1 protein-coding gene is annotated in these 438 nt (G+C 60.7%); it reads right to left on the reverse strand.

Annotation, left to right across the window (positions count from 1 at the left end; genetic code table 11):
• On the reverse strand, positions 1 to 438 hold a 438-nt coding region (locus K5E40_RS34465), incomplete at both ends, for a contractile injection system protein, VgrG/Pvc8 family (RefSeq protein ID WP_260456255.1).

Here is a 438-nt window from a genome sequence, read left to right on the forward strand (position 1 = left end):
ACTGCTGCGCTCGCTGTTGAGTTCGGCGCGGTCCCAATTGAACTCGCATTTAATGCGGCCGAATTCATCACAATGCGTTTCTTCATGGGCCGGCCCTGTAACGCGGGCGGTCTGGCTGACCAGTGGGCGGCGAAGCGCGGGCAGTGGCGGGCGAAAAACGACTTCGGCGGGAATCACACGGAAGGTGTTGCGATAGCCTTGGGTGAAGCCATCCGCGGCTTTGGTGTCGCTGGTGACTGACTCTTCAAGCACTTGGGGCTGGCGGCCGGTGTGCGACACGCTGAGCAACAACCACAGGTCGTTGCAGCTTTTGCGCGGGTGCTCAGTCAGTTCGAAGAGATGGCCACAGCGCAGATGTGCCTGATCGCTTTGACCATCACCCAATTCATAGTCGCTGCGATGGCGCTCCAGCGCCTGCCGGGCCAATTGCTTGCCGGA

The organism is Pseudomonas baetica, assembly GCF_019733355.1.
GTDB classification, from domain to species: Bacteria; Pseudomonadota; Gammaproteobacteria; order Pseudomonadales; family Pseudomonadaceae; genus Aquipseudomonas; species Aquipseudomonas baetica_A.